The organism is Enterobacter cloacae complex sp. ECL352 (genome assembly GCF_020149545.1).
Taxonomy (GTDB): Bacteria; Pseudomonadota; Gammaproteobacteria; order Enterobacterales; family Enterobacteriaceae; genus Enterobacter; species Enterobacter asburiae_B.
The window spans coordinates 1960259-1986952 of record NZ_CP083709.1 but is presented as its reverse complement, the minus strand read 5'-3'; the positions used below and the strand labels follow the sequence as shown (position 1 = coordinate 1986952).

At 57.0% G+C, this 26694-nt stretch carries 24 protein-coding genes and 1 pseudogene; 18 read left to right on the top strand and 7 right to left on the bottom strand.

Translation table 11 applies throughout. The features are described from left to right. The first annotated feature begins 242 nt into the window (after nt 1-242). The gene (gene nudE, locus LBF07_RS09815) at nt 243-803 is read left to right on the top strand and encodes an ADP compounds hydrolase NudE (RefSeq protein ID WP_008503041.1); all 561 of its coding nucleotides are present in this window, start codon (nt 243-245) and stop codon (nt 801-803) included. Nucleotides 804-891: 88 nt separating this feature from the next. Here the strand turns inward: nudE and mrcA are convergent, their stop codons facing one another. Beyond that, entirely contained in the window at nt 892-3444 is a 2553-nt protein-coding gene (mrcA, locus tag LBF07_RS09810) for a peptidoglycan glycosyltransferase/peptidoglycan DD-transpeptidase MrcA (protein WP_094934889.1), read from the bottom strand. A 120-nt stretch (nt 3445-3564) separates the two neighbouring features. On the opposite strand from mrcA, the gene pilM reads away from it, so the two are divergent. From pilM to trpS, 12 genes and pseudogenes are all read left to right on the top strand, one after another. Further along, nucleotides 3565-4341 carry a pilus assembly protein PilM gene (gene pilM / locus LBF07_RS09805; protein ID WP_094934890.1) on the top strand — a complete coding sequence of 259 codons (777 nt, stop codon included), beginning with the start codon at nt 3565-3567 and terminating at the stop codon, nt 4339-4341. Beyond that, nucleotides 4338-4832 carry a PilN domain-containing protein gene (locus LBF07_RS09800; RefSeq protein WP_033146814.1) on the top strand — a complete coding sequence of 165 codons (495 nt, stop codon included), beginning with the start codon at nt 4338-4340 and terminating at the stop codon, nt 4830-4832. The genes pilM and LBF07_RS09800 overlap by 4 nt, the downstream gene beginning before the upstream one ends. A 3-nt stretch (nt 4833-4835) precedes the next feature. After that, complete coding sequence (locus LBF07_RS09795; RefSeq protein WP_094934891.1) at nt 4836-5291, top strand: HofO; 456 nt, start codon at nt 4836-4838, stop codon at nt 5289-5291. Further along, nucleotides 5281-5685, top strand: coding sequence for a HofP DNA utilization family protein (locus LBF07_RS09790; RefSeq protein WP_063441756.1), 405 nt, complete (start codon nt 5281-5283; stop codon nt 5683-5685). Before LBF07_RS09795 ends, LBF07_RS09790 begins: the two co-directional genes overlap by 11 nt. Continuing rightward, the gene (gene hofQ / locus LBF07_RS09785; RefSeq protein ID WP_224435150.1) at nt 5612-6835 is read left to right on the top strand and encodes a DNA uptake porin HofQ; all 1224 of its coding nucleotides are present in this window, start codon (nt 5612-5614) and stop codon (nt 6833-6835) included. The genes LBF07_RS09790 and hofQ overlap by 74 nt, the downstream gene beginning before the upstream one ends. A 286-nt stretch (nt 6836-7121) precedes the next feature. Continuing rightward, entirely contained in the window at nt 7122-7643 is a 522-nt protein-coding gene (gene aroK, locus LBF07_RS09780) for a shikimate kinase AroK (protein ID WP_003861630.1), read from the top strand. A 57-nt stretch (nt 7644-7700) separates the two neighbouring features. After that, nucleotides 7701-8789, top strand: coding sequence for a 3-dehydroquinate synthase (gene aroB, locus LBF07_RS09775; protein ID WP_033146810.1), 1089 nt, complete (start codon nt 7701-7703; stop codon nt 8787-8789). A 92-nt stretch (nt 8790-8881) separates the two neighbouring features. Then, entirely contained in the window at nt 8882-10180 is a 1299-nt protein-coding gene (damX, locus tag LBF07_RS09770) for a cell division protein DamX (RefSeq protein WP_224435143.1), read from the top strand. A gap of 67 nt (nt 10181-10247) precedes the next feature. Beyond that, nucleotides 10248-11060: an adenine-specific DNA-methyltransferase gene (gene dam / locus LBF07_RS09765; RefSeq protein WP_033146808.1), complete on the top strand. Its 813-nt coding sequence runs from the start codon at nt 10248-10250 to the stop codon at nt 11058-11060. A 41-nt stretch (nt 11061-11101) separates the two neighbouring features. Next, nucleotides 11102-11779 carry a ribulose-phosphate 3-epimerase gene (gene rpe, locus LBF07_RS09760; RefSeq protein WP_024907923.1) on the top strand — a complete coding sequence of 226 codons (678 nt, stop codon included), beginning with the start codon at nt 11102-11104 and terminating at the stop codon, nt 11777-11779. Beyond that, the gene (gph, locus tag LBF07_RS09755) at nt 11772-12533 is read left to right on the top strand and encodes a phosphoglycolate phosphatase (RefSeq protein ID WP_033146807.1); all 762 of its coding nucleotides are present in this window, start codon (nt 11772-11774) and stop codon (nt 12531-12533) included. The genes rpe and gph overlap by 8 nt, the downstream gene beginning before the upstream one ends. Then, nucleotides 12526-13527: pseudogene (gene trpS, locus LBF07_RS09750) on the top strand (tryptophan--tRNA ligase); the annotation flags it as partial. The gene gph and the pseudogene trpS, both read left to right, overlap by 8 nt. 160 nt (nt 13528-13687) lie before the next feature. Here trpS and LBF07_RS09745 read toward each other — a convergent pair. From LBF07_RS09745 to nirB, 4 genes are all read right to left on the bottom strand, one after another. Continuing rightward, nucleotides 13688-13858 carry a YhfL family protein gene (locus LBF07_RS09745; protein WP_033146806.1) on the bottom strand — a complete coding sequence of 57 codons (171 nt, stop codon included), beginning with the start codon at nt 13856-13858 and terminating at the stop codon, nt 13688-13690. Between the two features lie 143 nt (nt 13859-14001). Next, on the bottom strand, nt 14002-15375 hold the full coding sequence (gene cysG / locus LBF07_RS09740; RefSeq protein WP_094934892.1) for a siroheme synthase CysG: 1374 nt from the start codon (nt 15373-15375) through the stop codon (nt 14002-14004). 135 nt (nt 15376-15510) lie between these two features. After that, nucleotides 15511-15837: a nitrite reductase small subunit NirD gene (gene nirD / locus LBF07_RS09735; RefSeq protein WP_023309475.1), complete on the bottom strand. Its 327-nt coding sequence runs from the start codon at nt 15835-15837 to the stop codon at nt 15511-15513. Continuing rightward, nucleotides 15834-18377 (bottom strand): nitrite reductase large subunit NirB, encoded by a 2544-nt coding sequence (gene nirB / locus LBF07_RS09730; RefSeq protein WP_094934893.1) that lies wholly within the window; start codon nt 18375-18377, stop codon nt 15834-15836. Before nirB ends, nirD begins: the two co-directional genes overlap by 4 nt. 239 nt (nt 18378-18616) lie before the next feature. Between nirB and LBF07_RS09725 the strand changes: the two genes are divergently transcribed. Continuing rightward, a complete protein-coding gene (locus tag LBF07_RS09725; protein ID WP_094934894.1) occupies nt 18617-19933 on the top strand; it encodes a cytosine deaminase in 1317 nt (438 codons plus the stop codon). Between the two features lie 3 nt (nt 19934-19936). Here LBF07_RS09725 and tsgA read toward each other — a convergent pair whose 3' ends face one another. Further along, entirely contained in the window at nt 19937-21121 is a 1185-nt protein-coding gene (gene tsgA / locus LBF07_RS09720; RefSeq protein ID WP_094934895.1) for an MFS transporter TsgA, read from the bottom strand. A gap of 278 nt (nt 21122-21399) precedes the next feature. On the opposite strand from tsgA, the gene ppiA reads away from it, so the two are divergent. From ppiA to LBF07_RS09700, 4 genes are all read left to right on the top strand, one after another. Beyond that, complete coding sequence (gene ppiA / locus LBF07_RS09715) at nt 21400-21972, top strand: peptidylprolyl isomerase A (protein ID WP_064673712.1); 573 nt, start codon at nt 21400-21402, stop codon at nt 21970-21972. A 106-nt stretch (nt 21973-22078) separates the two neighbouring features. After that, entirely contained in the window at nt 22079-22663 is a 585-nt protein-coding gene (locus LBF07_RS09710) for a putative adenosine monophosphate-protein transferase Fic (protein ID WP_039263091.1), read from the top strand. Nucleotides 22664-22693: 30 nt separating this feature from the next. Beyond that, complete coding sequence (gene pabA / locus LBF07_RS09705) at nt 22694-23257, top strand: aminodeoxychorismate synthase component 2 (RefSeq protein ID WP_087823619.1); 564 nt, start codon at nt 22694-22696, stop codon at nt 23255-23257. A gap of 87 nt (nt 23258-23344) precedes the next feature. Then, a complete protein-coding gene (locus LBF07_RS09700) occupies nt 23345-24565 on the top strand; it encodes an aspartate aminotransferase family protein (RefSeq protein ID WP_172421409.1) in 1221 nt (406 codons plus the stop codon). Here LBF07_RS09700 and LBF07_RS09695 read toward each other — a convergent pair. Beyond that, the gene (locus LBF07_RS09695; protein WP_094934896.1) at nt 24562-26649 is read right to left on the bottom strand and encodes a YccS/YhfK family putative transporter; all 2088 of its coding nucleotides are present in this window, start codon (nt 26647-26649) and stop codon (nt 24562-24564) included. The two genes, LBF07_RS09700 and LBF07_RS09695, sit on opposite strands and share 4 nt — an antisense overlap. Nucleotides 26650-26694: the final 45 nt, after the last annotated feature.

Genomic DNA, 26694 nt, shown 5'->3' with positions numbered 1-26694 from the left:
CAAGTATGGAGTCGAACTTGAGCATTCTGAAGCGCATCCCAGTGACCGGTGATGATAGCAAAGCCTGTTATGGCGCGATATCAGCAAATTCCTGGAAACATTTCAACCTCTTGACATTTGTTTTGAATTGAGGATTGATCCCTGATACGTTGCACAAATGTAAATAAAGAACGATTGACATTGCCGAAACCGTGCGGCATATCGCACAATAACGCCAGTTCTCACTGCTAAGACCCATCAAGATGAGCAAACCATTACAAAAACCCACCATTCTGAATGTTGAAACTGTCGCCAAATCGCGCCTGTTTAATGTCGAAAGTGTGGACCTGGAGTTCAGCAACGGTGTGCGTCGCGTTTATGAACGTATGCGCCCCTCTTCGCGCGAAGCGGTGATGATTGTTCCCATTGTCGACGATCATCTGATTTTGATCCGCGAATACGCTGTGGGAACGGAATCTTACGAGCTTGGGTTCTCGAAAGGGCTTATCGACCCGGGTGAAACCGTCTTTGAAGCGGCAAACCGCGAGCTGAAAGAAGAGGTCGGCTTCGGTGCGAATGAGCTTTCATTCCTGAAAAAGCTAAGCATGGCGCCGTCCTATTTTTCCAGCAAAATGAATATCGTGGTGGCTGAAGATCTCTATCCTGAATCGCTGGAAGGGGATGAGCCGGAGCCGCTGCCGCAGGTTCGCTGGCCGCTAGCGCACCTGATGGATCTGCTTGAAGACCCTGACTTTAATGAGGCTCGCAACGTGAGCGCGCTGTTCCTGGTACGGGAGTGGTTGAAGGGGCAGGGGCGACTGTAGTGGCCTGATGCCCTCACCCCAACCCTCTCCCACGGGAGAGAGAGCAAACACAAAAACGGCAACCAGAGGTTGCCGTTTTGCTTTGTTGTCAGAACAGCTCGTGCGTCTCGCCGTTATCAATAATCTCTGTCCCCACCTCGTGCACCGCCTGCGTGGTTGGCTGCGTGCCCTCGATGAAATACTCTTCGCGACTATTACCGCCGTTGGCGAGTTGACCGGTGCTGCGGTCGATATTAACCGTCACCACGCCTGGCGGTGGCGTTAACGGCTGCTCCGGCACGCCTTCAAGAACGGACTTCATGTAGGCGTCCCAGGCCGGCTGCGCGCTCTTCGCACCGCCTTCGTAGCCGGAAATCTGATCCTTAATCGCGCCGGAGGCCGTTGTACGGCCTAAGTCACGGCGGTGATCGTCGAAACCGATCCAGACCGACGTCACCACGCCCGGACCGTAGCCGGAGAACCACGCGTCTTTCGAGCTGTTGGTTGTCCCCGTTTTACCGCCGATATCATGGCGCTGCAAATCGCGCCCTGCGCGCCAGCCTGTGCCCTGCCAGCCCGGTTCACCGAAGATGTTGGTGTTCAGCGCGCTTTTGATCAGGAACGACAGCGGCGTGTTGATCACGTGCGGGGCATACTCCGGCGCGCCGGTCTGTGCCACCAGCGACTGGTTAGCCTGCTCAAGCTGCGGCTGCGGCACGACGCCGCTCTGCTGCTCCTGAGACACGGCAGGGTCTTCCATGTCCTTGTTTTCAAGCACCTCGGATTTCGGCGTATTGCCATAAATCACCGGAATATCGCAGTCAGGGCAGGCAATTTTCGGCTTCGCTTCGAAGAGCACGCCGCCCTGATCGTTCTCGATCTTGCTGATGAAGTACGGGTCAATCAGGAAGCCGCCGTTGGCCATCACCGAGTACCCGCGTGCGACCTGAAGCGGCGTAAACGAGGCGGAGCCTAACGCCAGCGACTCGGTGCGAACAATGTTCTGCGCCGGGAAACCGAAGCGCTGCAGATACTCTGCGGCATAGTCGACGCCCATTGCGCGCATGGCGCGCACCATCACCACGTTTTTCGACTGTCCCAGGCCCTGACGGAGACGAATAGGACCGGCATACTCCGCAGGGGAGTTCTTCGGCTGCCAGTCGGAACCGGCACCGGCATCCCAGCGGGAGATTGGGACGTCGTTAAGGATGCTGGCGAGGGTCAAGCCCTTATCCATCGCTGCCGTGTAGAGGAACGGTTTGATATTGGAACCGACCTGACGCAGCGCCTGAGTGGCGCGGTTAAATTTGCTCTGGTTGAAATCAAACCCGCCGACCAGGGCCAGGATGGCACCGTTCTGTGGATTGATAGAGACCAGGGCCGAGTTGACGTCCGGCACCTGTGCCAGCCACCAGGATTCGCCTACTTTCCGCACCCAGATTTGCTGCCCGGTCTGGACGGCATCGGTCACTTTACGCGGCGTTGCGCCCTGCAGCGTATCCGAGCGGTAAGGACGCGCCCAGCGGATACCGTCCATACGCAGGGAGACGGACGTACCGTCCGCGAGCGTCGCAACGGCTTCCTGAGGATCGGCCTGCGTCACCACGGCAGGAAGGAGCGGACCATAGGTTGGCAGCGCCTTCAGCGTACTGGTGATTTTTTTACTGTCCCACGCGCTTTCGCCCACTTTCCAGAGCACGTTTGACGGGCCGCGATAGCCGTGACGCATATCGTAGTCCATCACGTTGTTCCGCACCGCTTCCTGAGCCGCCTGCTGGACTTTACGGGTGACGGTGGTGTACACGCGATAGCCATCTTCGTAGGCCTTGTCACCATAGCGATTCACCATCTCCTGGCGAACCATTTCGGTCAGGTAAGGGGACGCGAAGGCGATCTCAGGGGCGTGGTAGTTAGCGTCAATGACATCGTTACGCGCCTGGTCGTACTCGCTCTGGCTGATGTAGCCTTCGCTCAGCATACGTGACAAAACGACGTTACGGCGCGCGGTGGCGCGATCGAGCGAGTAGAGCGGGTTAAACGTGGACGGCGCTTTCGGCAGACCGGCGATGGTTGCCATTTCGCTTAAGGTGAGCTGCTCAACGGGCTTACCGAAGTACACCTGTGCGGCAGCCCCCACGCCATAGGCGCGGTAACCCAGGTAGATTTTGTTGAGGTACAGCTCAAGGATTTCGTCTTTGCTCAGCAGCTGCTCAATACGGATCGCGAGGAACACCTCTTTGATCTTGCGTATCAGCGTCTTTTCAGGGCTGAGGAAGAAGTTACGCGCCAGCTGCTGCGTAATGGTACTCGCCCCCTGAGAGGCGTGACCAGAGAACAACGCAATGCTCGCGGCACGGAAAATCCCCACCGGATCGACACCGTGGTGCTCGTAAAAACGGCTGTCCTCCGTGGCGATAAAGGCTTTCACCATCACGGGGGGGATTTGGTTTAAGGTCAGCGGAATACGACGCTTCTCGCCATACTGCGCCATCAGCTCGCCATCGGCGCTATAGACTTGCATCGGGATCTGGAGGCGCACATCGCGAAGCGTGGCGACATCAGGTAGCTGTGGCTCAATATATTTGTACAAACCGTAAATCGAGCCTGCTCCCAGCAGAATGCAACAGACTGCAAGGATGAATAAATACTTTACGAACTTCACCGGAGATTTCCCATTTGGTTTCACTTGGGCAGTTTCTAAACAATCGCGCGGTAGTATAAAGGCAAGCCTGATTCATTGATATAGCCGTCAAGACGACGGGCGATAAGGAGATCGTGAAGCATGGCTTTCAAAACATGGCAAACGGGCGTTCATATTCAACAGGATAGGGTGCAGATCGTCGCCTTGGCCCGGGAGAAGTCGGGCTGGTGCTTGCGCCGCTGGTGGGCGATTCCTCTGGACGAGGGCATCATTCGTGACGGCAAAATTTGTCAGCCAGAACAGCTGGTTGATGCGTTACGCGACTGGCGCAAAACGCTGCCGCACTACCATCGGGTGTTCCTCTCTTTCCCGGCAGCACGCACCCTGCAACGGTCGCTCCCCCGCCCGACCGTTGCGCTGCGTGACAGCGAGCAGCTCTCATGGCTTGGCGCGGCGCTCGCGCGTGAACTGGAGATGTCTGCCGATACGCTCTGTTTCGATTACGCGCAGGATACTTTCAGCAATACCTTTCACGTGACCGCCGCGCAAAACAACGAGATCGACACCCTACTGGCGCTGGCGAAAACGCTGCGTTTGCGGCTGGTGGCCATTACGCCGGATGCCAGCGCGCTGGCGAATCTTCTTCCTGCGGTGGCGCCAGCGACGTGCGTCGCCTGGCGCGACGACCGGCAGTGGCTGTGGGCGATGCGCCACCAGTGGGGACGCCGCTTTACCACAGAAGCCGAAAGCGTGGCCGAGCTGGCGGCGCTGCTGGCGCTTGGTCCGGATGACATCGCGCTGTTTGATAACCGACGTGACCCGTGGGAAATCCTGGAACGCTGCCATGCCCCGCTACCGGACTGCGGCGCTGATTATACCGTTGCGCTGGCGCTGGCCATGAGCGAGTTGCCCGGATGAGCCTCATGAACTTTCTGCCCTGGCGACAGCAGCGGCGCGCACGATGCCTGCGTTTCTGGGGGGCAATGTGTGTCGGCACCGTGCTGTTGATGTTCGCGGTCATTTTCTGCCTGCGGATAAACCCTGTTATGAGGCTGCACGCGCTGCAAACGGAGCTGACGGGAATGCAGACCGTGCAGCACGCGCTTGCCTCCCGGCAGAAACTCGCCTCACAGGCGCAGAAGCCAGCGCAGACACGTCAGCAACGCGCATGGCAACCGGTGCTGGAATCCCTTTCCCGCGCCACTCCTTCACAGGTCTGGCTGACAGAGCTTCGCTATCAGCCTCCTGCTCTGATGTTGACCGGGTATGCCATAACCCTGCCAGCCCTGTCTGCTCTGCGCGATGCGCTGGGCCAAATAGCGGGTTTTACGCCCGGAACGGCGGGTGAGCTTCGGCAGGACAGCCAGGGGCGCTGGATGTTCACCCTCCATCTTAAAAGCGAGGGGTAACGCATGGATACCCTGTTAGAACGCTGGTGCGAAAGCCGTCCCTGGTATCGGGTGCTTTTTTGGTGTCTGGGGAGTCTCCTGGCAGGACTGGCCGCATGGGGCACCTTGCTCAGACCGCTGGACAGGCAGTGTGCTGAACGACAGCGACAGCTGATTCAGGACGCGAGGACGAACGCGGCGTTATGGCCTGCCGTCAGAAAGGTGCCGTTTCGTACGGAAACAACGGAAGTACGCGAGCTGACGCCGTTTTCCCCGCTCGATTTTCAGGGTGATAACGCGACGCTGGTTCACTGGAAGCCGCTGCAAAACGGAGGGGAACTGATGCTGGAGGTGGAGTGGCAGGCTCTCCCGGCGCTTTTTTCCCGGCTGGCGCAGCGGGATGTGCAGATCGCCGCTTTCGCGATTGCACCACAAGGTACAGCGTTGCGCCTGCGGCTGGAGCTGGAACATGCGAAATAGCGCGCGATATTTGCTGGTTTGCTCAGCGCTGCTATTGACCGGCATGCGCGATCCGTTTCGCCCGCCGGACGATCCCTGTGCCATTGGCGAGCTGGCGCAGTGGCGCTATCGCGGCATGGTGGTAGGACAGCAGGCTATCGGCATTTTACAGGATGGGCAAAAGCGCTGGTACCGGCTGAAAACGCATGAACGCTTCCCGGCGGGCTGGACGATAACAGCCATCAATGAAACGGAACTGGTTGTTGATGTGGGTGACACATGTGAACCAGGAACATGGACGTGGCAACGAGAAGGAACGGATAAGAATGAATTTACGGATAATGCTGTGGCTGCTGGCGTTCAGCCATCCGCTGTGGGCCGCCGCGCCAAAACCGGTCACGCTGGTGGTGGATGACGTGCCTGTAGTCCAGGTGCTGCAGAGCCTGGTCGCACAGGAGAACCGAAATCTGGTGATATCGCCTGACGTCGGCGGCACGCTTTCGCTCAACCTGACGCGCGTCCCCTGGCGGCAAGCGTTACAGACGGTTGTCACCAGCGCTGGCCTCGTTTTGCGAGAGGAGGGCGGTATTTTTTATGTACATACCGCGGCCTGGCAGCGTGAACAGCAGGAGCGCTCAGAACAGGAGCGAACGCGTCGACAGCTTGAGGCACCGCTGGTTTCTCACAGCCTCGCTTTCTCCTATGCCGATGCCGGAGAGCTGCAAAAAGACGCTGAAAAACTCCTGAGCCCAAAGGGAAGTTTGTCTCTCGACAAACGCACCAACCGGCTGCTGATTCGCGATAACCAGACGGTGGTGGAGACGCTGCAGCGCTGGGCCGCTCAGATGGATATTCCTGTCGAACAGGTCGAGCTGGCGGCGCATATTGTGACCATTAATGAAAAAAGCCTGCGTGAGCTGGGAGTGAAATGGAATCTCGCCGACGCCGCCGACGCGGGAAAGGTTGGCCAGCTCACCACGCTTGGCAGCGATCTTTCCGTCGCCAGCGCCACCAGCCACGTGGGTTTTAACATCGGACGGATCAATGGTCGGCTGCTGGATCTGGAGCTTTCTGCGCTGGAGCAAAAACAGCAGGTCGATATCATCGCCAGCCCGCGGCTGCTGGCCTCGCATATGCAACCGGCCAGCATCAAGCAGGGGAGTGAAATTCCGTATCAGGTCTCAAGCGGCGAAAGTGGCGCAACCTCCGTTGAGTTTAAAGAGGCGGTATTAGGGATGGAGGTCACGCCGGTGGTCTTACCGGGAGGGCGCGTGCGCCTGAAATTGCACATCAGTGAAAATATGCCGGGACAAGTCCTGCAGCAGGCTGACGGCGAAACGCTGGCGATCGACAAACAGGAGATAGAAACCCAGGTGGAGGTAAAAAGTGGAGAAACGCTGGCGTTGGGCGGAATTTTTTCGCAGAAGAACAAAACCGGCAGCGACAGCGTGCCGGGGCTGGGGAAAATCCCCTGGCTTGGGCAGCTTTTTCGCCACGATGGGAAGGATAATGAACGGCGCGAGCTAGTGGTGTTTATTACACCACGTCTGGTCGGTATTCGCTGACGGGTAACGATCCCCGCAATGATTTTGCATTCAGTTTGTTGCAGATGTTTGACGTGGGGCATGAATTAGCATACAAGGAGTACCGATTTGAGTTGGACTTACGTCTTATTACCTTATGCGCCCGGCGCGGTGATTTAATCAGTTGCCAAACAAGCCGGAGTATTGAGATAATTTTTAGTCTGACTCTCGCTCTATTGCATATGAGGTTTCAGTTCATGTCCTGCTACGCTGGGTGTCTGCGAAGCGGGAATTACCATTAACGAATAGTCTTAGTAGTACCGATAAAATGGCAGAGAAACGCAATATCTTTCTGGTTGGGCCTATGGGTGCCGGCAAAAGCACTATTGGGCGTCAGTTAGCTCAACAACTCAATATGGAATTTTACGATTCTGATCAAGAGATTGAGAAACGAACCGGAGCTGATGTGGGCTGGGTTTTCGATGTAGAAGGCGAAGAAGGTTTCCGTGACCGAGAAGAAAAAGTGATCAACGAACTCACGGAAAAACAGGGCATCGTTCTGGCAACAGGCGGCGGTTCTGTGAAATCTCGCGAAACCCGTAACCGTCTCTCCGCCCGTGGCGTAGTGGTCTATCTTGAGACGACCATTGAGAAACAGCTGGCACGTACGCAGCGCGATAAAAAGCGCCCGCTGCTGCAGGTTGAAACGCCACCACGCGAAGTTCTGGAAGCGTTGGCCGATGAACGCAATCCGCTGTATGAAGAGATTGCCGACGTGACCATTCGTACTGACGACCAGAGCGCTAAAGTGGTTGCAAACCAGATTATTCATATGCTGGAAAGCAACTGATTCTGGCTTTATATACACTCGCCTGCGGGTAAAAGCATTAAAGGTGGATGTCGCGTCATGGAGAGGATTACAGTTACTCTCGGGGAACGTAGTTACCCTATCACCATCGCGGCTGGTTTGTTTAACGACCCAGCTTCCTTTTTACCACTGAAAGCGGGTGATCAGGCGATGCTGGTCACCAATGAGACGCTGGCTCCGCTTTATCTCGACCGCGTACGCCACCTGCTTGAGCAGGCGGGCGTAAAAGTCGACAGTGTGATTCTCCCCGATGGCGAGCAGTATAAAAGCCTGACGGTACTGGATACCGTCTTTACCGCATTGCTGCAAAAACCGCACGGTCGCGATACAACACTGCTTGCCCTGGGCGGCGGTGTTGTGGGCGATCTGACCGGCTTTGCGGCCGCAAGCTATCAACGTGGTGTCCGTTTTATTCAAATCCCGACCACGTTGCTGTCCCAGGTCGACTCCTCTGTGGGTGGCAAAACGGCAGTTAACCATCCGCTCGGCAAAAACATGATTGGCGCGTTCTACCAGCCCGCATCGGTGGTGGTGGATCTCGACTGTCTGAAAACCCTGCCGAAGCGCGAACTGGCTTCGGGTCTGGCGGAAGTGATCAAATACGGCATTATTCTGGATGGCGAGTTCTTTAGCTGGCTTGAAGAGAATATGGATGCGCTGCTGTGCCTGGATGAGGCTACACTGGCATACTGCATTCGTCGTTGTTGTGAACTGAAAGCAGAAGTTGTCGCTGCAGACGAGCGTGAAACGGGCTTACGTGCTTTACTGAATCTTGGGCATACGTTTGGCCACGCCATTGAAGCCGAGATGGGTTACGGCAACTGGCTGCACGGTGAAGCCGTCGCGGCCGGTATGGTCATGGCAGCGCGCACCTCTGAACGTCTGGGGCAGTTTAAACCTGAAGAGACGGCACGCATCATTGCGCTGCTTGAGCGTGCAGGTTTGCCGGTAACCGGGCCGCAGGAGATGTCGGCGCAAGCGTATTTACCCCACATGATGCGCGATAAAAAAGTATTGGCAGGTGAGATGCGTCTTGTACTCCCGCTTGCAATAGGGAAGAGTGAAGTGCGCGGCGGAGTGCCGCACGATGTCGTTCTTGGCGCTATCGCTGATTGTCAGCAGGCGTAACAACTAGAAAGGTCAGGCCACTGTCGCAGGTGGTCGTTTAGCTTCAGGTGAAATGCAAAGTCGTTAGCATAAGCCTTTGAGTGGGGTGTTAAATGGATGAATTCAAACCAGAAGACGAGCTGAAACCCGATCCCAGCGATCGTCGTACTGGTCGTTCTCGTCAATCTTCAGAACGTGATAACGAGCCGCAGATCAACTTTGACGATGTTGATCTGGATGCAGACGATCGTCGCCCTTCGCGCAGCCGCAACGCGCACGAAGAGCGAGCAGAAGAGGATTATGAGTCCGAAGAAGATTCAATGGACGAACAGCCTGTAGAGCGTCGCCCACGTAAACGTAAAAAAGCCGCTGCGCCGAAACCGGCTTCCCGCCAGTACATCATGATGGGCCTGGGCGTTCTGGTGCTTGTGCTACTGATTGTCGGCATTGGCTCCGCGCTTAAAGCACCGTCAACGAACTCAACCGAGCAAACTGCTTCCGCTGAGAAGAGCATCAACCTGTCCGGTAACGATGCGACCAATCAGGCGAATGGCGCACAGCCTGCACCGGGTGCGACTTCCGCAGAGCAGACCGCAGGTAACACTACAGCGCCGCAGGATGTTTCTCTGCCGCCCGTTTCTTCAACCCCTGCTCAGGGGCAGGCACCTGCCACGCCTGAAGGCCAGCAGCGCGTAGAAGTTCAGAGTGATCTGAACAATGCGCTGACGCAGCCGCAGAACCAGCAGCAGGTTGATAACGTCGTGGTTAACTCTACGCTGCCAACTGAGCCGGCAACCGTTGCCCCGATTCGCGGTGGTAACGCTCAGCCACAAACGGCTGCGACGGAAACCAAACCGCGCCAGACGCAAACTGCGACGCGTCCTGAACGTAAGCAGGCGGTGATTGAGCCTAAGCGTGAAACCAAACCTCAGGCAGTCGTAAAAGCGCCTGAAGTGAAAGCGGTACCGGCACAGCCGAAACGCACCGAAACGGCTGCGGTGAGCGAGCCTGCTAAAGCGCCAGTCACGCAGACTGCGCCGAAAGCAACGGCAACCACAGCTGCACCTGCAGCAACGGCTCCGGCAGCCACGGCAACAGCCTCCAGCAGCGCCGCAGGCAAAACTGCAGGTAACGTTGGCTCGATGAAGTCTGCGCCATCCAGCAACTACACGCTGCAGCTGAGCAGTTCGTCTAACTATGACAACCTCAACAGCTGGGCGAAGAAATCAAATCTGAAAGACTATGTTGTTTATCAGACGACCCGTAACGGTCAGCCGTGGTATGTGCTGGTCAGCGGCGTTTATTCGTCCAAAGATGAAGCGAAACGTGCCGTAGCGGCACTGCCAGCGGATGTTCAGGCAAAAAATCCCTGGGCGAAGCCGATTCATCAGGTTCAGGCCGATCTGAAGTAATGTTTAAAGCGCAGGATGCTGTCGGAGCTTTCTCCACAGCCGGAGAAGGTGTAATCAGTTAGTCAGCATGAAAAAAAATCGCGCTTTTCTGAAATGGGCAGGGGGGAAATACCCCCTGCTCGATGATATTAAAAAGCACCTGCCAAAAGGCGAGTGTCTAATCGAGCCTTTCGTGGGCGCAGGATCGGTGTTCCTGAACACTGATTTTTCTCGTTATATCCTGGCGGATATCAACAACGACCTCATCAGCCTCTATAACATTGTTAAGCTGCGTACCGAAGAGTATGTCGCAGAGGCGCGCAAACTGTTTACGCCGGAGAATAATCAGCCGGACGTTTACTACCAGTTCCGCACTGAGTTTAATCAGAGTCAGGATCCGTTCCGTCGGGCGCTGCTGTTCCTCTATCTCAACCGTCATGGTTACAACGGCCTGTGCCGCTATAACCTGCGCGGGGAGTTTAACGTGCCGTTTGGTCGCTATAAGCGCCCGTATTTCCCGCAGGACGAGCTGTACCACTTTGCCGAAAAAGCGCAGAACGCAGAGTTTCATTGCCTCTCCTATGAAGAGTGTATGGAGCTGGCAGGCGTAAACTCGGTGGTTTACTGTGACCCGCCTTACGCACCACTGTCTGCAACGGCGAATTTCACCGCTTATCACACCAACAGCTTCAGCCCGGCCGAACAGGCCCGTCTGGCGGAGATGGCAGAAAAGCTGGTCAGCAAAAGAATTCCGGTGTTAATTTCGAATCACGACACGCCTGATACGCGCGAATGGTATAAAGCCGCGAAGCATTTTCAGGTCAAAGTGCGGCGTAGCATTAGCAGCAACGGCGGCACACGTAAAAAGGTGGACGAACTTCTGGCTCTTTATCGCCCCTGAGCCGTTTTGCCCGCCGGTAAACACATTTCAAGGAGAAGCGGATGAAACAGTTTTTGATTGCTCCCTCAATTCTGTCGGCCGATTTTGCCCGCCTGGGTGAAGACACCGCCAAAGCTCTCGCGGCTGGCGCAGATGTCGTCCATTTCGACGTTATGGACAACCACTACGTCCCTAACCTGACCATTGGCCCAATGGTGCTCAAGGCATTACGTAACTATGGCATTACCGCGCCGATCGACGTTCACCTGATGGTTAAGCCTGTTGATCGCATCGTGCCTGACTTCGCCGCAGCGGGTGCCAGCATCATCACTTTCCATCCGGAAGCCTCTGAACACGTGGACCGCACGCTGCAGCTGATCAAAGAGAACGGCTGTAAGGCGGGCCTGGTGTTTAACCCGGCCACGCCGCTGAGCTATCTCGACTATGTCATGGACAAGCTGGACGTGATTCTGCTGATGTCCGTTAACCCGGGCTTTGGCGGTCAGTCGTTCATTCCCCACACGCTGGATAAGCTGCGTGAAGTGCGCCGTCGTATTGATGAGTCAGGTTACGATATTCGCCTGGAAGTGGACGGCGGTGTGAAAGTGAATAACATTGGTGAAATTGCGGCAGCCGGCGCGGATATGTTCGTTGCAGGTTCGGCAATTTTCGACCAACCGGATTACAAAAAAGTCATTGATGAAATGCGCCGTGAGCTGGCGAAGGTAAGTCATGGATAAATTGCAGGCAATTCGGGGTATCGCATTTGACCTCGACGGCACGCTGGTCGACAGCGCGCCGGGCTTAACGAGCGCCGTAGACCAGGCGCTGTACGCCCTTGAACTCCCCGTTGCGGGGGAAGAGCGCGTGGTAACGTGGATTGGCAACGGCGCCGATGTCCTGATGGAGCGCGCGTTGACGTGGGCGCGTCAGGAGCGCGCGTCGCAGCGTTCCGCGCAGGGTAAACCGAGCGTTGACCACGCTGACATCCCTAAGGATGAACAGCTGCGGATTCTGCGCAAACTGTTCGATCGTTTCTATGAAGAGACCGTCGAGGAGGGCAGTTTCCTGTTCCCGGACGTTCAGGAAACGCTGAGCGCGCTGCACGCGAAGGGCATTCCGCTGGGGCTGGTGACCAACAAACCGACGCCGTTTGTTGCACCGCTGCTGGAAGCGCTCGATATCGCGAAGTATTTCTCCGTGATTGTGGGCGGCGACGACGTACAGAACAAAAAGCCGCATCCGGAACCGCTGTTGCTGGTGGCAGGAAAATTATCCTTAACGCCTGCGGAGCTGCTCTTTGTCGGGGATTCGCGCAATGATATTCTGGCTGCCCGAGCGGCTGGGTGTCCTTCCGTCGGATTAACCTATGGCTACAACTACGGTGAAGCCATCACATTAAGTGAGCCGGATGTGGTCTTCGACCACTTCAAAGATTTGTTGCCCGCACTCGGGCTTTCGCACAGTGAACATCAGGAATTGAATAATGACTAAGCCCATCGTTTTTAGTGGCGCACAGCCTTCAGGTGAATTGACCATTGGTAACTACATGGGTGCGTTACGTCAGTGGGTCAGCATGCAGGATGAGTACCATTGCATTTACTGCATCGTCGATCTCCATGCGATTACCGCGCGTCAGGATCCTGAGAAGCTGCGTAAAGCCACCCTGGACACCCTGGCGCTGTACCTGGCCTGCGGCATCGATCCTGAGAAGAGCACCATTTTCGTTCAGTCGCACGTGCCGGAGCACGCGCAGCTGGGCTGGGCGCTGAACTGCTACACCTATTTCGGCGAGCTGAGCCGTATGACCCAGTTCAAGGATAAATCCGCGCGCTACTCTGAAAACATCAACGCCGGTCTGTTCGACTATCCGGTGCTGATGGCGGCGGACATCCTGCTGTATCAAACCAACCAGGTACCGGTAGGTGAAGACCAGAAGCAGCACCTGGAGCTGAGCCGCGATATCGCCCAGCGCTTTAACGCGATTTACGGCGATGTGTTTAAAGTGCCAGAGCCGTTTATTCCGAAGTCCGGCGCGCGCGTGATGTCGCTGCTGGAGCCGACCAAGAAGATGTCCAAGTCTGACGATAACCGCAACAACGTTATCGGCCTGCTGGAAGATCCGAAATCCGTCGTCAAAAAGCTCAAGCGCGCGGTCACCGACTCCGACGAGCCGCCTGTAGTGCGCTACGACGTGCAGAACAAAGCGGGCGTCTCCAACCTGCTGGATATTCTCTCCGGCGTGACCGGCCAGAGCATTCCTGAACTGGAAAAACACTTCGAAGGCAAGATGTACGGCCACCTGAAAGGTGAAGTGGCAGACGCCGTTTCCGGCATGCTGACCGAGCTGCAGGAGCGTTATCACCGCTACCGTAACGACGAAGATTTCCTGCAGAGAGTGATGAAAGACGGCGCGAAAAAAGCTAGTAAACGTGCGTCTAAGACACTGAAAGCAGTATATAAAGCTATTGGCTTTGTTGAAAAGCCGCCAAGATCAAGTAACAAGAAACAAGAAGACGCCTTATATAAATCCAAGTTAAAACAATATCAGGTGTAGGTCGGGTAAGGCGGAGCCGCCACCCGATAAAAAAAATGCTCTACGCCAACCAAAAACCGGGATATCCCGGTTTTTTTACGCCTGAAAACGCTTACTGATCCGCCGCCGGGCCGCAACCGCCGATGATCTTCGAAATGGAGATCGCCGGATGCAGCAGGTAATCGTAGCTGCAGTTATTTTTGGTGTTCTGTACATGACCGGTACAGGCAGTCAGAGTCGATAACAGGCCAACCAGAACGGCGGCTTTTGCCAGTTTGAACATACGCATTCCTTGTCTTAAAAACGAAAGTTGGATGTAACTCAAGGGAATAAAGGGAGAAATTCCACTTCGGGGCGGTATGTTATCGACAGCGGTAAGAGGGGAGTAGTCCGCATAAGGACTACTCCGCAAAGGAAGAATATGCGTTAGTGATTCGAGAACCAGTTCAGCTTATCGCGCAGCTCAACCACGCGACCCACCACAATCAGCGCCGGGCTTTCGACCTGCTGCGCCAGTTCACCGAGCTGCGTCAGTACGCCATCCACTACGCGTTGCTTGATGGACGTACCGTTTTCCACCAGCGCAACCGGCATATCAGCCTCCATGCCGTGCTCCAGCAGCTTCGCCTGAATCGTCGCGGCCTGGTTCAGCCCCATATAGAAGACCAGCGTCTGCTTTTCCGCGGCCAGGTTATGCCAGTCCAGCTCGCAGCCGGTTTTCAGATGGCCCGTCACCAGACGCACGCTCTGGGCATAGTCGCGGTGGGTCAGCGGAATGCCAGAGTAAGCTGAGCAGCCGGATGCCGCCGTAATGCCCGGCACCACGGAGAACGGAATGCCCGCGTCACACAGGGTTTCCAGCTCCTCGCCGCCGCGACCAAAGATAAACGGATCGCCACCCTTAAGGCGCACCACGCGCTTACCTTTCTGCGCCTCGCGCAGCAGGATCTGGTTAATCTCCTCCTGCGGCACGCAGTGATAGCCCGCCCGTTTTCCAACGAATACGCGGTCGGCATCGCGGCGTACCAGGTTCATGATGTCATCGGAGACCAGGCGATCGTAAACCACGGTATCGGCCTGCTGGATCTGCTGTAGCCCTTTCAGCGTCAGCAAGCCCGCATCGCCGGGGCCTGCGCCCACCAGAACCACTTCACCGCGATGGTCCAGCGGCTCGCTGAGCAGCTGTTCGGTCGTCTCTTCAACGGCTTTGGTGTCCTGATTCGCCAGCGACTGCGCCAGCCTGTCGTTCACAAAGAATTTTTCCCAGAAGCGACGACGCTCGCCAACGGTCGAGAAGGTTTTCTTCACGCGGGAGCGGAGCTGCCCGGCGTAATGCGCTATCTGACCAAGGTGCTGCGGCAGCACGGCCTCCAGCTTTTCCCGCAGCAGGCGGGCGAGAACCGGCGAGCGTCCGCCGGACGACACCGCAATCATCAGCGGCGAGCGGTCGATAATCGACGGCATAATAAAGCTGGCCTCTTTCGGCGCATCCACCACGTTGCAGAAGATTCGGCGCGCTTCGCAGGCGTCGCTGACGCGCTGGTTCACTTCATCGTCGTCCGTTGCGGCAATCGTCAGCCAGCAGGTATCGAGCAGGGATTCATTAAACTCACCCTGTTCCAGCGTGAGCATCCCTTCCTGGGCCCAGACCTCAAACTGTGGGGCGAAGGCGAGGGCGTTGACGGTGAGCCGGGCGCCAGCCTCTAACAGCAGGCGCGCTTTGCGTTCAGCCACGTCGCCGCCGCCCACGAGCAGGCAGTCGCGGTTGCGTAATTGACAAAAAATCGGCAGGTGATCCACGACGTTACCTCGCAGCTTTCATGGAGGGGGTAAGAATTGACGTCAGGATAACAGCAGGAATCGTACAAAACATACGGTTTTTCCTGCCGTTACCCATAAGGGGTCATAAGCTTTTCGTATTGAAAAGGCGGGGGATTAGCCTTTCAACTGCACCTTGCCGTCCTTCACGCGAACGTCATAGTGCTTCACTGAATGACTCTCATCTTCCATGCAGTAGCCGTCGCTTAAGCGGAAACGCTGCTTTTTCAGCGGGCTGGCGACCCACAGTTCGCCCTGATGCTCGGCAATCAGTCCGCGGGAGAGCACGCTGGCCTCGAAGAACGGGTCGATATTGCTGATGGCAAAAACCTGTTCATCGTGGCGAGGGCGGAAAATCGCAACCTGCTCGCTGCCCAGCAGCGCGCATACGCCGGTGGCCGGGATGATGTCGTTAATATCGCAAATGTTTATCCACTGGCTCATGCGTTTTCCTCCACCAGCGTGACCGGAATACGTTCATACGGTGTCGCCGGACGATGCTGTTCACGCTCCGGTACAACCTGTACGTTCGGGTCGCGCTGGGTGCTGTTGATAAAGTGTTTGAAGCGCGTCTGCGCCGCCGGGGTGTTGACGGTTTCCGTCCACTCGCAGATCACCGCCTCGCGCAGGCGCGCCATCTCGGCTTCCAGATGCTCGTTCAGCCCCAGCTTGTCGTCGATGATCACCGCTTTCAGGTAGTCGATGCCGCCTTCCAGGTTATCGAGCCAGGAGGCGGTACGGGTCAGCTTATCGGCGGTGCGGATATAGAACATCATGAAGCGGTCGAGATACTGAATCAGCGTGTCGCGATCGAGATCCGCCGCCAGCAGGTCCGCGTGGCGTGGCTTCATCCCGCCGTTGCCGCAGACGTACAGGTTCCAGCCTTTTTCGGTGGCGATAATACCTACGTCTTTACCCTGCGCTTCCGCACATTCGCGGGTACAGCCGGAGACGCCAAACTTCATCTTGTGCGGGGTGCGGATGCCTTTGTAGCGGTTTTCCAGCTCCACGCCGAAGCCCACGCTGTCGCCGACGCCGTAGCGGCACCAGGTGCTTCCCACGCAGGTTTTCGCCATGCGCAGCGCTTTGGCGTACGCGTGACCGGTTTCGAAGCCCGCTTCAATCAGCTGACGCCAGATTTCCGGCAGATCGTCTTTCTGCGCGCCAAACAGGCCGATACGCTGGGAGCCGGTGATTTTGGTGTAGAGGTTAAATTCACGAGCAATACGGCCCACGGCGACCAGCCCTTCCGGCGTGATTTCGCCCCCGGCTGAGCGTGGAATAACGGAGTAGGTGCCGTCTTTCTGGATGTTCGCCAGAAAGTTGTCGTTGGTGTCCTGCAGCGGCGTGTGTTCCGGCTTGAGTACGTACTCGTTCCAGCAGGAGGCCAGCAGGGAGCCGACGGTCGGTTTACACACTTCGCAGCCGTAGCCCTGGCCGTGTTTCGCCAGCAGTTCGTCGAAGGACTTGATGCCTTCCACGCGGATCAGATGATACAGCTCCTGGCGAGAATACGCGAAGTGCTCGCACAGGTTGTTGTTCACTTCGATGCCCTGTTTCGCCAGTTCGGCGTTCAGCACCTGAGTGACCAGCGGAATACAGCCGCCGCAGCCGGTACCGGCTTTGGTTTCCGCTTTCAGCGCCGCAACTGTGTGGCAGCCTTTGTTGATGGCGGAGATTAGCATGCCTTTGGTGACGTCGAAGCAGGAGCAAATCTGCGCGCTGTCCGGCAGTTTATCCACGCCGATAGACGGCTTGCCGCTGGACGCGTGCGCCGGGAGGATCAGCGCGTCCGGGTTTTCCGGCAGCTCGATGGCGTTCAGCACCAGCTGGAGCAGGTTGCCGAAGTCGCTGGTGTCGCCCACCAGCACCGCGCCGAGCAGGGTTTTGTTGTCCTGGCTGACGATGAGGCGTTTGTAGACTTCTTTGCTTTCGTCGAGATAGACATAGCTGCGGGAATTCGGGGTGCGGCCATGCGCATCGCCAATACCGCCCACGTCCACGCCCAGTAGCTTCAGCTTGGCGCTCATGTCTGCACCGGTAAACGCGTTTTCGCTGCCGAGGATATGGTCCACGGCAACCTGCGCCATTTTGTAGCCCGGCGCCACCAGACCGTATACGCGGTTATTCCAGCTGGCGCATTCGCCGATGGCGTAGATATCCGGATCGGAGGTCTGGCAGGCGTCGTTGATCATGATCCCGCCGCGCTGCGCCACGGCCAGCCCGCACTGGGTCGCCAGCTTGTCGCGCGGACGAATACCGGTGGAGAAGACGATGAAGTCCACTTCCAGCTCGCTGCCATCGGCAAAGCGCATGGTTTTGCGCGCTTCAGTCCCTTCCTGAACGATCTCTTTGGTGTTTTTGCTGGTGTGAACCTTCACGCCCATGCTTTCGATTTTACGACGCAGCTGGTCACCGCCCATGTGGTCGAGCTGTTCGGCCATCAGCATCGGGGCAAATTCGATGACGTGGGTTTCAACGCCGAGGTTTTTCAGCGCGCCTGCCGCTTCCAGACCCAGCAGGCCGCCGCCGACCACCGCGCCGCGACGGCTGCGACGGGCGCAGGATTCGATGGCGTTGAGGTCTTCAATGGTACGGTAGACGAAGCAATCCTGAGTTTCCGAGCCTTTGATCGGCGGGATCCACGGATAGGAGCCCGTCGCCATGATCAGCTTGTCGTAAAAAACCGTACGCCCGGCGCTGGAGTGGATCACTTTTTCCTGACGGTTGATGGTGATAGCGCGTTCGCCCACCAGCACTTTTACGCCATGCTTCTCGTAGAAACCTTCGCGCACCAGAGAGAGCTCTTCGGCGGTATGATGGGAGAAGTAGGAAGACAGGTGCACACGGTCGTACGCCTTGCGGGGTTCTTCACAGAACACGGTAATATCGAACTGCTCAGCATCGGCCTTATCGAGAAGATCCTCGATAAAGCGGTGGCCGACCATGCCGTTACCGATGATAGCGAGTCTGACTTTGCTCATTATTGCCTCGATTTCTTTTCTATTATTGCCTACCTTAACGATTCAGCAGGGGCGCTTATTGATGCAAATCAAATACGTCTTCGCCTACTCCTTAGGTGGTATATAACTGATTTGTCAGGATTTTTATAAGTGGCGGAAATCGCAGGCTTTTCGTGCTCGTTGAATTTGTGTACAAATCAGGGGCGGTTTTGCCAAAATCGATACGCCTGAATATCAGCGGCGTTTTTTAGGGGAAGGGTATGTCTACAACACCGTTATGGCTTGTTCAGAATGTTCGTTTACCGGGTCAGGAAGGGCTGTGGCAGCTCGCCATTGAGAACGGGCGATTTGGTGACATCACCCCGATGGACGACACCCACGCCGAAAGTTATGAAGTATTGAACGCGCGCGGCGGGCTTGCTATCCCGCCGTTCATTGAGCCGCATATTCATCTTGATACGACCCAGACCGCGGGTGAGCCGAACTGGAACCAGTCCGGCACGCTGTTCGAAGGCATTGAGCGCTGGGCGGAGCGCAAGGCGTTGCTCAGCCATGAGGATGTTAAAGCGCGCGCCTGGAAAACGCTGAAGTGGCAAATTGCCAACGGCATCCAGTTTGTCCGTACCCATGTGGATGTCTCCGACCCGACGCTCACCGCCCTGAAGGCGATGCTGGAGGTGAAGCAGGAGGTTGCCCCGTGGGTGACGCTGCAAATCGTCGCGTTCCCGCAGGAAGGTATTCTCTCTTACCCGAACGGCGCGGCGCTGCTGGAAGAGGCGTTAAGGCTGGGGGCCGACGTGGTGGGGGCGATCCCGCACTTCGAGTTCACCCGCGAGTATGGCGTGCAGTCGCTGCATATCGCTTTTGAACTGGCGAAGAAGTATGACCGTCCGCTGGATATCCACTGCGATGAAATCGACGACGAGCAGTCGCGGTTTGTCGAGACGGTGGCAGCGCTGGCGTATGAAGCAGGTATCGGCCCGCGCGTGACGGCCAGCCACACCACCGCCATGCACTCCTACAACGGCGCTTACACCTCGCGGCTCTTCCGTCTGCTGAAAATGTCGGGGATTAACTTCGTCGCTAACCCGCTGGTCAATATTCATCTTCAGGGGCGCTTTGATGACTATCCGAAGCGCCGCGGCATCACCCGGGTGAAAGAGCTGCAGGAAGCGGGCATTAACGTCTGCTTCGGTCATGACGACGTCTTCGACCCGTGGTACCCGCTCGGCACCGGCAACATGCTGCAGGTGCTGCACATGGGGCTGCACGTCTGTCAGATGATGGGCTATCCGCAAATCGACAGCGGCCTGAATCTCATCACCCATAACAGCGCCCGTACCTTCGGCCTGAGCGATTACGGTATTGCCACGGGGAACCCGGCGAACCTGATTATTCTGCCTGCCGAGAGCGGGTTTGAAGCGGTGCGCTGTCAGGTGCCGGTGCGCTGGTCGATTCGTCAGGGGCGGGTGATCGCCACGACGCAGCTGGCGCAGACGTGGATCCAGATGGATATCGGAGGAGAAGAGGTAAGTTTTGCCAGAAACAGCCCCTCTGCCGAGCGCAAAGGGGCGTAGGGGTTAGTGAGACGCTGCCGCCGCGTTGTGCTGGCGGTGGCGGGTCACGAAGCCCAGAGCGAAGCACATGATGAACACCACGGCATACAGACCGTTAGCGGTGTGCAGCGCCGCCAGCGGGCCGCTGTGGGCCACGATCGGGCCGGTGACCACGAAGGTCAGCATGGTGCCGATGGTGCCGCAGGTCAGGACGAAGTTAACCAGCTTCGGCGAGGCCACTTTGGTCTGCAGGGAGCCCAGGGTGATGATCGAGGTATAAATGGCGCTGGAGAAGAAGCCCAGGGTCAGAATGAACCACGGCATGTGCTCCGGTGAACCGTTGATGAACAGGTACATCAGCACGGTCGCCAGCCCCGCCAGCACGGTCAGAATGCGCTGCAGGTCGAAGAAGCGCAGGATGAAGCTAAACGCCCACATGCCGAACATGTAAGACATCCAGAAATCGCTCACCAGTTTACCCGCGTCGTTCAGGCTCATGCCCAGACCTTTAGCGTACTCCGGTACCCAGGAGATAAAGCCCAGCTGGCCCAGGATGTAGCACAGCGCGGCGATGGAGAGGAACAGCACGCCGATGCCCCACTTTTCTTTCGCAACCGGCTCTGCGGTGGTTTGCGCTTTCTTGCCCAGCACCGGGAACTCGCAGCCGAAGGTCAGAATAAAGATCGCCACGTAGACCAGGCCGATGCAGGCATAAACCCAGTACCACTCAATGCTGCGCGCCAGCAGAACCGCCGCGACCATCGGGAAAATCATTCCGGCCATGCTGAAGAAGGAGTCGGTAAACAGCAGACGCGCGCCGCGCTGGCGGCCTTCATACATGTGGGTAATCAGGAACGTACCGATCGACATGGTGATCCCGCTCACCAGACCCAGCACGAACATAGCTGCGGAGAACAGGGCGATGCTGTGGCTCAGCATCAGGCCCGCCACGGCGGCAACCATCAGCACAAAGCCAAAGCGCAGCTGGGTTTTCAGCGGGACGATTTCCATCAGCCAGGCATTCAGGAAGATAGAGATCAGGATCCCCGCGTTGAGGAAGGTAAAGGTGTTACTCATGCTGGAAACGGGCAGCTGGAAGTAGTCTGCGATATTCCCCATCACCATCCCGGTGACGATCACCAACGCGCCGGTCAGGGCGTAGGAGAAGAAGCTGATCCATGTGAGCTTGATGCGATTGCTGTTAGTCATGTCTGGCCTGTTCAGAAAAAGAAAAGCGCCCGGGGGGCGCTGAGAGCGGGCAGATTTTAGTCGCTAAAGTGATCTATTCCTATCTTTTAAGAGCAATGATTACGTCATTGCAGGTTTTAGTGTGATCTAAATCACATTAATTGACGGCGTAACCAATCGTTTGCGCGGTAATAATTGTTTCAACTTCGTAAAATTAGGTAAAAGGCTGGTCTCCGTTCATACTGCTCTTTAGAATCAAGCCATTCGCTTTTTATACTGCGCTTTGTTAAGGAATTCTCATGCTCAAATCAACACTGGCGGCTGTCGCAGCTGTGTTTGCTCTTTCTGCCGTTTCCCCTGCTGCGCTGGCAGCCAAAGGGGACCCTCACGTTCTGCTGACCACCTCTGCCGGGAATATTGAGCTGGAACTGAATAGCCAGAAAGCCCCTGTTTCCGTAAAAAACTTCCTCGACTATGTGAACAGTGGTTTCTATAACAACACCACTTTCCACCGCGTGATCCCAGGCTTCATGGTGCAGGGTGGCGGCTTCAACGAGCAGATGCAGCAGAAGCAGCCTAACCCGCCAATCAAAAACGAAGCGGACAACGGCCTGCTGAACAAGCGCGGCACCATCTCCATGGCGCGTACCGCAGACAAAGACAGCGCGACCAGCCAGTTCTTCCTGAACGTGGCGGATAACGCCTTCCTCGACCACGGTCAGCGCGACTTTGGCTATGCCGTTTTCGGTAAGATTGTGAAAGGCATGGACGTGGCCGATAAGATTTCTCAGGTGCCTACTCACGACGTCGGTCCGTACCAGAATGTGCCGACAAAACCGGTGGTTATCCTCTCCGCAAAAGTTCTGCCGTAATTCTTCTGAGCGCGGGCTTCTTCTGCCCGCGTTATATGACCCTCCCTGCGAAAGCGCGTTTTGCTGCTTATACTTGTGGCAAACGGACTATTCAGGGAGGCGTTAAGTGAAAAAGCTCACCGACAAGCAAAAATCCCGTCTCTGGGAACAGCAGCGTAACGTCAATTTACAGGCCAGTTGTCTCCTTGAAAAAGGTAATGGTCCCTCAGAGCCCCATATTGAGACGCTGGAGCTTGGGCCTTCCGCGCCCGGGTTGCCCCATCTGTGCCTTATTCATCGTCATTTGTACCGCAGCGAGATGAAGCGGGCAGGCGAGTTACGCACTGACGATATTTTTAAGGGTGACATTCCTTTCTGCCATTTCGAATACATCGAGAAGATGGGTAATGAGCTGATGGCGGCGCTGGAAAGCGAAAAGTATCTCGTGGGTCTTGAGAAAGCGGCGTTTGTTGATCGGGTTAGCCACTATTACTGCGAAATCAACATGCTGCATCCGTTTATGCGCGGCAACGGTATTGCCCAACGCGTTTTCTTCGAGCAGCTGGCGCTCCACGCGGGCTACGCATTGGACTGGCGCGATATCGATCCCGACCAGTGGGTGGCGGCTAACCGAAGCGGCGCAACGGGGGATTTAACCGCGCTGAACGCTATCTTTGCCAAAGTAGTGAGCGAAGCGCGGGAATCTGAGTAGAATAGGGCGGCATTTTTTTCGGGGGCCGCCATGATTCTGCTGATTGATAACTACGATTCCTTCACCTGGAACCTTTACCAGTATTTTTGTGAACTGGGTGCAGAGGTGGTTGTCCGCCGCAACGACGAGATCGGACTGGCCGATATCGGGACGCTGGCTCCGCAGAAAATCGTGATTTCTCCGGGGCCGTGTACGCCGTCGGAATCGGGTATTTCTCTGGATGTGATCCAGCACTTTGCCGGCAAGCTGCCGATACTGGGTGTCTGCCTGGGCCATCAGGCGATTGCTCAGGCGTTTGGTGCCACCATCGTGCGCGCCGCGAAAGTGATGCACGGTAAAACCTCTCCGGTCACCCACGCCGGCACCGGGGTATTCACGGGGCTCAATAACCCGTTAACCGTGACGCGCTACCATTCCCTGGTGATTGACCCGTCTACACTGCCCGACTGCTTTGAGGTGACCGCCTGGAGCGATACGCAGGAGATCATGGGGATTCGCCACCGCGAATGGGACCTCGAAGGCGTGCAGTTCCACCCGGAAAGCATCCTCAGCGAGCAGGGGCACGCGCTGCTGGCAAATTTCCTCAATCGCTGAATATCTGTTGCCTTGCTGTGATTTTTTATGCATATTTTGTGATTATATTTTCACAATCACTGTGACATAAAAATGGATGGTCATGACATGGCAACTGAACAACCAGCAATTACCCGCGCGACATTTGATGAAGTGATCCTGCCGATTTATGCACCGGCTGAGTTTATCCCGGTGAAGGGAAAAGGCAGCCGCGTCTGGGATCAGCAGGGTAAAGAGTATGTGGATTTCGCGGGCGGTATTGCGGTCACTGCGCTGGGTCATTGCCATCCCGCGCTGGTTGAGGCGCTGAAAACCCAGGGCGAAACCCTGTGGCATACCAGCAACGTGTTCACCAACGAACCGGCGCTGCGCCTGGGCCGCAAGATCATCGATGCGACCTTTGCCGAGCGCGTGCTGTTTATGAACTCCGGCACTGAAGCCAACGAAACTGCGTTTAAGCTGGCGCGCTACTACGCGACAACGCGCCACAGCCCGTACAAAACCAAAATCATCGCCTTCCACAATGCCTTCCACGGACGCTCCTTCTTTACCGTCTCCGTTGGCGGCCAGCCGAAGTATTCCGACGGGTTTGGCCCGAAACCGGCCGACATTGTCCACGTGCCGTTTAACGATCTGCACGCGGTGAAAGCGGTCATGGACGACCATACCTGCGCCGTTGTTGTCGAGCCGATCCAGGGGGAAGGCGGCGTGACGGCGGCAACTCCGGAATTCCTGAAAGGGCTGCGCGCGCTGTGCGACGAGCATCAGGCGCTGCTGGTCTTTGATGAAGTGCAGTGCGGGATGGGGCGTACCGGCGATCTGTTCGCTTATATGCATTACGGCGTGACGCCGGACATCCTGACCAGCGCCAAAGCGCTCGGCGGCGGTTTCCCGGTGAGTGCGGTACTGACGACGCAGGAGATCGCCTCCGCGTTCCACGTCGGTTCTCACGGTTCCACCTACGGCGGTAACCCGCTGGCGAGTGCCGTGGCGGGTGCCGCATTCGACATTATCAACACGCCGGAGGTGTTGAACGCCGTGAGCGCGAAGCGCGAGCTGTTCGTAAAACACCTGCAAAAGATTGATGAACAGTACGATGTGTTCAGCGAAATTCGCGGGATGGGGCTGTTGATTGGCGCCGAGCTGAAGCCGCAGTACAAAGGCCGGGCGCGCGACTTCCTGCACGCCGCCGCCCACGAAGGGGTGATGGTGCTTAATGCCGGGCCTGACGTGATGCGCTTTGCGCCGTCGCTGGTGGTAGAAGACAAAGACATCGAAGACGGTTTAACCCGCTTTGCCGCAGCGGTCGAGAAGATCGTAAAAGGCTAATACTCGGTTCGCTTTAGCCGGCGCGTTAACCAAATGCCGTGATGCGGACGCTGACGCCATGCCACCGACGAAATGGTGTGCATGGTGTTCAGATGCCCCAGAACGCGCTGTAAATGCTGCTCCAGGGTGCTCATTGGCCCGTGGGTCAACGTCTCCGGCGCTTCCAGAATGTTTGAGTCGCCCGACTCGCCCGGCGCGTCATACTCCAGACGCTGCTGGCACCTCTGCAACGCAATTTCACACGACTGCAAATAGCGCTGCGCCAGATCCGGCGTCAGCATCGTGTGCTCGCGCGCCAGCGTGGTCATGGCGTTAATGTGCTCGACGATAAACTGGCTGTGCGTCACCCAGAGCTTCATGTCTGCCAGATAGTGCGAGTTAAAGCCCGGCTCCTGCATCGCCTGGTTGAGCGAGTTAAACAGGGCGTTGTGCGCCTGGTTGACCTTCATCCGCTGATAGGCCAGCGGGGAGGGCTGCGGATCGTCGCTCAGGATCAGGCGAATAGCCTGCTGGTCGGCTTCCAGCGCGTCGTGGGCGTTCTGCCTCAGCAGCCCGCTCTGCCACTGCGGCCACAGCCAGACCATGCCGCCAAAGGCAATCAGGCAGCCGATCAGGGTATCAATCAGTCTGGCGACAATAAACTGTTCGCCATTGAGCGTGAGCAACTGCAGCGTATATACCGCCGTCACCGTAAAGCCCACCATCGCCCAGCCGTAGTTTTTGCGGATAATCAGGTAGCTCACCAGCGTAATCGCCAGCATCCCTGCCAGGGTATAGCCTTCCGGCACGTGGAAGTGCAGCGTCACGCCTGCAATGATCAGCCCGGCCAGCGTTCCGCCAGCCCGATGCAGAATACGCACCCGCGTGGCGCCGTAGCCGTTCTGGGTGACAAACAGCACGGTCATTAAGATCCAGTAGGGTTTCGGCAGGTGCAGCGCCATACCCATCAGGCTGGCGGTACTGAGCATCACGCTGATCCTTGCGGCGTTGCGCAGAGCGGACGATTTAAGAGAAAGATAGCTTTTGAGCGCGGGCAATAGCGGAAGCCGTTTTTGCTTATCCGCCATCAGGTCGCGGGGATAAAGCGGGCGCTGCGTGCGCAACACGCGGGCGATGCGGCTGAAGTGCCAGGCGGCAAACTGGCCGACCGGGTTATCGGGATGCTGGCGGGCGATTTTCTCCAGCGCGCCCAGCTGCTTGTCCATGTTAAAGCGCGTCGGGTAACGGTGATAGAGAATATCATCGGCCAGCACGCGCAGGCGTGCCGAGACGGTCTGCGCGTTCCAGCGGATCACCGCTTCGGCGTGGCTGCGCTCGACCAGCTTTTGCACCTCCTGCGGGTGGTGAAGGCTTACGGAGATATGCTCCTGTAGATCCAGCCCGACCTGGAAGGTGCGCAGCAGCCGCTTGTACTCGTGGTTCTTGTTGGCGGCGAGCATATGCAGCTGCTGATAGCACTGGCTTATGAAATCCACCACCTTCTGCTGGCGCGTCAGCAGCGGCGGTAAGGATTTTTCCGGGTCGGTATGCTGGGTGAGCAGGGTGTATTTGGCTTCGCAGTAATCCGCAAGCTGCACATAGAGCAGGCTCAGGGATTCACGCAGCGGCTGCTCACGCCACAGCCAGAACCAAAACCAGTTAAACAGCCCGTACCATAATGTCCCCAAGGCGTAGATCAGCAGCGGCTCCCACACCGGCATGTTCCCGGCGAGGCTCAGCGTGAAAATGGCCGCAATCAGCGAGGCGGGAAGCAGGCGAGCGTGCAGCGAACTGATTTCCGCCGTGACGCCAAGGGTCATCGCAAGTACGGTCAGGATCAGCGGCAGCGGGATATCCCGGGCAAGCAGGAGTTGTACGGCGAGGCTACAGCCCGCAAACAGGCAGCCACCAACGATCAGGCGTTTGAAAAAACGCTTATGCGGCGTGTCCAGACCGGCGATGTTGCAGCAGGCGGGCACGAGGGAAAACAGCAGGCCTTGTTGAAGATGTCCGAGGATCAGGCCTATGGCCACAGGAAGACACAACACCAGCGTTTGTCGCAGTGCGTAGTTAACTTCCGGGTGATAGATCAGCCTGCGCCACATGGGGAGTAGAGACAAAAACGGCGTGACACCTTGCGATGGCACGCC